Below are 3,564 nucleotides of genomic sequence, written 5' to 3'. Positions count from 1 at the left end.
GCCGGGAGCTCGCGGACCGGCTGACCGCGGAACTGGTCCGGCGCACCAGTCGGCCGAGTTCGGCGAGCGTCTCGGGCGGGAGGGTGGCTGCGAGTTTCGGGAACAGTTCGTGTTCTTCCTCGCGCACGTGGGAGGCGACGTCGAACTTCAGTTTCGCGATCGTGTCGTTGAACCGCGGGTCGTCGACGCTCAGGTCTTCGAGGTCCTTGAGCATGCGCTCGGCTCTGGCGTGATCGGCGAGTTCCTTGTCCGCCATGGCCGCACCGTGGGGTACGTGCTTGCGCACGGCGGGGTAGAGGTGCAGCTCCTCGGCGACGGTGTGCCGGACCAGTTCCGCGGTCAGCCGGTCCGCGAGCTCCCGGCGCCGGGGGTGGTCGACCGGCTGCAGCTCGATCTGCGAGAACAGATCCTCCAGCTCACGGTGATCGGCCACGAGCTCCGTGATCACATCGCCACCGGGTTCCATCGCTACACAGCACCTCTCCTGGGGACCGTCGCCCCTCAGGTTGAGGGTGCAAGCACACAGACAACACATCCCGGCGCGCAGAACCGGCGTCACGCGCGCGGGAACCGCACCGTACTCACCTCCCCGGCCCTGCGATCACCACCGTCCCGCACAAGGATCGGACTACGGGCGGTGGTCCGGCCGTGTCCTGCCCCGGTCCCGATCGGGGGACACCTCCCCCAGGCACGCCGGTCCACTTCCCAACCCATGCCCGCCTGGGGCCCTCCTGTCAGCGCTCGATGTCGGTGTGAGGGAAGGCGCAACCGGTTCGCCCCCGACTTGTTCCGCAGCCGTTCCTGGTCCTCCTCCAGCAGCGTCCAGACCTCGATCAGGTCCTCCGGCTCCCACTCCTGCCTCACCCCGCGCTCCAGGGATGGGGTGTTCTCCTTGGCATCACCAGGCTCCGACCGCACTCCGCGAGCGCAGAACCGCCCACGGGTGACGCCACACGGATTCGCACGTTAGAACTCCCGTGACCACTACGACGACACCCTCCGCCCCAGTCACTGGCCGCGCCGGAATGACGCCGCAGGCCCCTGGCGAGCCGATCTTCGCAGCGCTGGCCGCTCACTGGGCGGCCAAGGGGCGTGTCGTTCCCGGCCAGGCGGACCGGGAGTGGGTCATGCTGGCGGGCAGTTGCTTGTGGCCCAACCGATAGAGACCAGTGTGTTGCGGGGCTTCCGCCCCCGGCTTTCGCAGCACGCTGCACCGCCCGGCAGCCTCGACGGCCTGCCGGGCCAACGAGGCTGCCGGACCGGCCAAGGGTCGGGGCCCCCAACCGGTCCGGTCCCATGTCGTGTCGCGGGGTTGCGGGGTGCACCCAGGGCCCACCCGAAAGCAGTGGGCCGCTGTGGCCCTTCAGCTGTCCTTGGCAAGGGCGTCGGCGAGCTGGTCACGGGTCATGCCGGAACGCCCTTTGACGTCGGCCTTGGTGGCCCTCTCGTACAGCTCGGCCTTGGTCAGCGACCGAAGCGACCCAACATCCGAGGCCCTGGTGCGCTTCTTCGCGGCAGGCTTCTTCCCGCGCCCGGTCTTCCCAGAGCAGCTGGCCTTCTCGTCGGTGTCCTTCGGGCCGCGGGCCCGCTCGACGCTGGCACGCAAGGCCTCCAGCAGGTCGACCACGCCGGTGGGCTGCACGGCCGGCTCGGCCTTCTCCACGGCCTCGCCTGCGGCCTTGGTCTCGATCAGCGCCTCAACCTTCTCCCGGAAGGTGTCGTGGAAGTCCTCCGGATCCCAGTCGGCGCTGAGGGCGTCGATGAGCTGGTGGGCCATCTTCACCTCGGCCGGGGTCGGCTCCGTCCTGCCCGGCAGGTCGGGAACCTCCTGGTGGGGGGCGCGGATCTCGTCCGCCCAGTGCAGGGAATGCAGGGGCAGCAGGCCGTCCTCAGCCTTCAGAGCGACGAGGTACTCGCGCCCGCGCATCACGAAGGTCGCGTTGCCTGCCTTGTTCAACTCCTCCAGGGCCCGCTGGAGCAGGGCATACACCTTGCCGTACTGCTCGCCCCGCGGCCCGAGGTAGTACGTCTTGTCGAAGAAGACCGGTTCCACCGTGTCGAGATCGACGAACTCGGACACCTCCAGGGCCCTGGACCGCCCCGGCGCGATGTCGTCGAGCTCCTCGGGCTCGACGACCACGTACTCGCTGCCGGTGTCGTAGCCCTTGACGATCTCGTCCAGGTCCATCTCGTCACCGGTGCGCTCGTTGACGCGCCGGTTGCGGATCCGGTCCGCAGTGCCACGCTGGATCTGGTGGAAGCGGATCGTGTGGCTGTCGGTCGCGGTGTACAGCGCGACCGACAGCGAGACGAGCCCGAAAGAGACGATCCCCGTCCAGATGGGCCTGGCCATCCCGGGTCACCACCTCGACCTGCAATGCCGTGCACCTTGGCTCCTTCCCCGCCCGCCGCCTGATCACCCTTGTCGTGATCGCCGGGGCACGGCTGCCGGCATGGGGCCGGCCTGCGCCGGACGGTGCCCCCGGCCCTCAACAAGGCCTGCGCCGCTCGCGGGCCATGCCGGATCAGTACTCTGGACCGGGACGTAGCCGTGTCTCCACCAGCAACGTGGTCCGGTCCGGCACTCTGTGCCTATGACCGACGTCTTCGAGCACACCCCGCAGGTCTGGAATGCCGCGCAGCTTCGCGACGCGCTCAAGGACCTGCCCGATGACGCTCCCATCCACATCGGCGTGGCAGGCGACCCCGGCGACTTCGACGGATACCGCGACTTCGTCCTCGTGGACGCGCATCAGGTCGAGAACTGGTGGCCGGCCACCTCCACTACGCCGGAACGCACCGAGACGGCAGAGGCGCTGACGCTGTTCGCCGACTGGGAACCGGGCGCATACGACCGTCTGGACTGAACCAGGATGAACCACCGCGTTTCACCCGGCTATGGGGTCAGATGGGGTTCAGCGGAGTGATGCCGGTACCCGCGCACAGCTCGGGTTCCAGAGACAGGACCTTGACCGGATCCCCCGTCTTCACCGCGTGCCAGGCGATCGCAGCAGCATGAGCCACCGGCCAGTCCACGTTCCTCCAGTCCATCGCATCCACCGCATGGGCTGCGGTGAACGGGACGTTCTCCGCGAACCGCAACGACGCCGCATGCCGGCCCGCACCTGTGACCTACCGCTCCGCAGCAAGGACCGACAGCGACGAGACGATGACACGGCCGGTACCGCGGGAGGCTTCGATGTAAAGGCCGGTGAAGAAGGGATCCGCCCGGTACAGAGCGGCCAGAGCGGTGTGGTCCAGGACAACGGGCGTTGACCCCGGATGTTGGACACCAGAGACACTTGGATCTTGATGGTCCGGGTGGATACGGAGTCCCGCACAGATGGCTATGAAGCACTATCCCGCCGAGTTCAAGGCGGACGCGGTCGCGTTGTACCGATCGAGGCCGGGAGCGACGATCAAGTCGGTCGCCGAGGACCTCGGGGTGAACACCGAGACGCTGCGCAACTGGATCCGGGCCGATGACGGACGACGCTCCGGCGCTCGCTCCACGACGCGGACGACCGCGTCTGCCCAGGCCGCCAGCCTGGTGGAAGCGGAGCT

Annotated in this window: 5 protein-coding genes; 2 read left to right on the top strand and 3 right to left on the bottom strand. The window is 68.5% G+C overall.

The features are described from left to right. Together EAO76_RS43715 and EAO76_RS43705 are read right to left on the bottom strand one after the other, a co-directional pair. Window positions 1-466 (bottom strand): hemerythrin domain-containing protein (locus tag EAO76_RS43715; RefSeq protein WP_148841749.1); only part of this gene is annotated, 466 nt, incomplete at its 3' end. Window positions 467-1,363: 897 nt separating this feature from the next. Beyond that, window positions 1,364-2,353 carry a Ku protein gene (locus EAO76_RS43705; protein ID WP_148841747.1) on the bottom strand — a complete coding sequence of 330 codons (990 nt, stop codon included), beginning with the start codon at window positions 2,351-2,353 and terminating at the stop codon, window positions 1,364-1,366. Between the two features lie 241 nt (window positions 2,354-2,594). Between EAO76_RS43705 and EAO76_RS43700 the strand changes: the two genes are divergently transcribed. Then, on the top strand, window positions 2,595-2,867 hold the full coding sequence (locus EAO76_RS43700; RefSeq protein ID WP_148841746.1) for a DUF6225 family protein: 273 nt from the start codon (window positions 2,595-2,597) through the stop codon (window positions 2,865-2,867). A 37-nt stretch (window positions 2,868-2,904) separates the two neighbouring features. Here the strand turns inward: EAO76_RS43700 and EAO76_RS47200 are convergent, their stop codons facing one another. Further along, window positions 2,905-3,051 carry a hypothetical protein gene (locus EAO76_RS47200; RefSeq protein WP_262376279.1) on the bottom strand — a complete coding sequence of 49 codons (147 nt, stop codon included), beginning with the start codon at window positions 3,049-3,051 and terminating at the stop codon, window positions 2,905-2,907. Window positions 3,052-3,343: 292 nt separating this feature from the next. On the opposite strand from EAO76_RS47200, the gene EAO76_RS43690 reads away from it, so the two are divergent. After that, window positions 3,344-3,564 (top strand): transposase (locus EAO76_RS43690; RefSeq protein ID WP_148841745.1); only part of this gene is annotated, 221 nt, incomplete at its 3' end.

It is taken from the genome of Streptomyces sp. sk2.1, from assembly GCF_008120935.1.
In the GTDB taxonomy this organism is placed as follows: domain Bacteria; phylum Actinomycetota; class Actinomycetes; order Streptomycetales; family Streptomycetaceae; genus Streptomyces.
The sequence above is the reverse complement of the archived record's forward strand: the minus strand, read 5'-3'. Positions and strand labels throughout refer to the sequence as shown.

Excerpts from the sequence above, each read along its gene's own strand:
- EAO76_RS47200 (WP_262376279.1), bottom strand. The coding sequence starts at position 3,051 with ATGGACTGGAGGAACGTGGACTGGCCGGTGGCTCATGCTGCTGCGATC.
- EAO76_RS43705 (WP_148841747.1), bottom strand. The coding sequence starts at position 2,353 with ATGGCCAGGCCCATCTGGACGGGGATCGTCTCTTTCGGGCTCGTCTCG.
- EAO76_RS43700 (WP_148841746.1), top strand. The coding sequence starts at position 2,595 with ATGACCGACGTCTTCGAGCACACCCCGCAGGTCTGGAATGCCGCGCAG.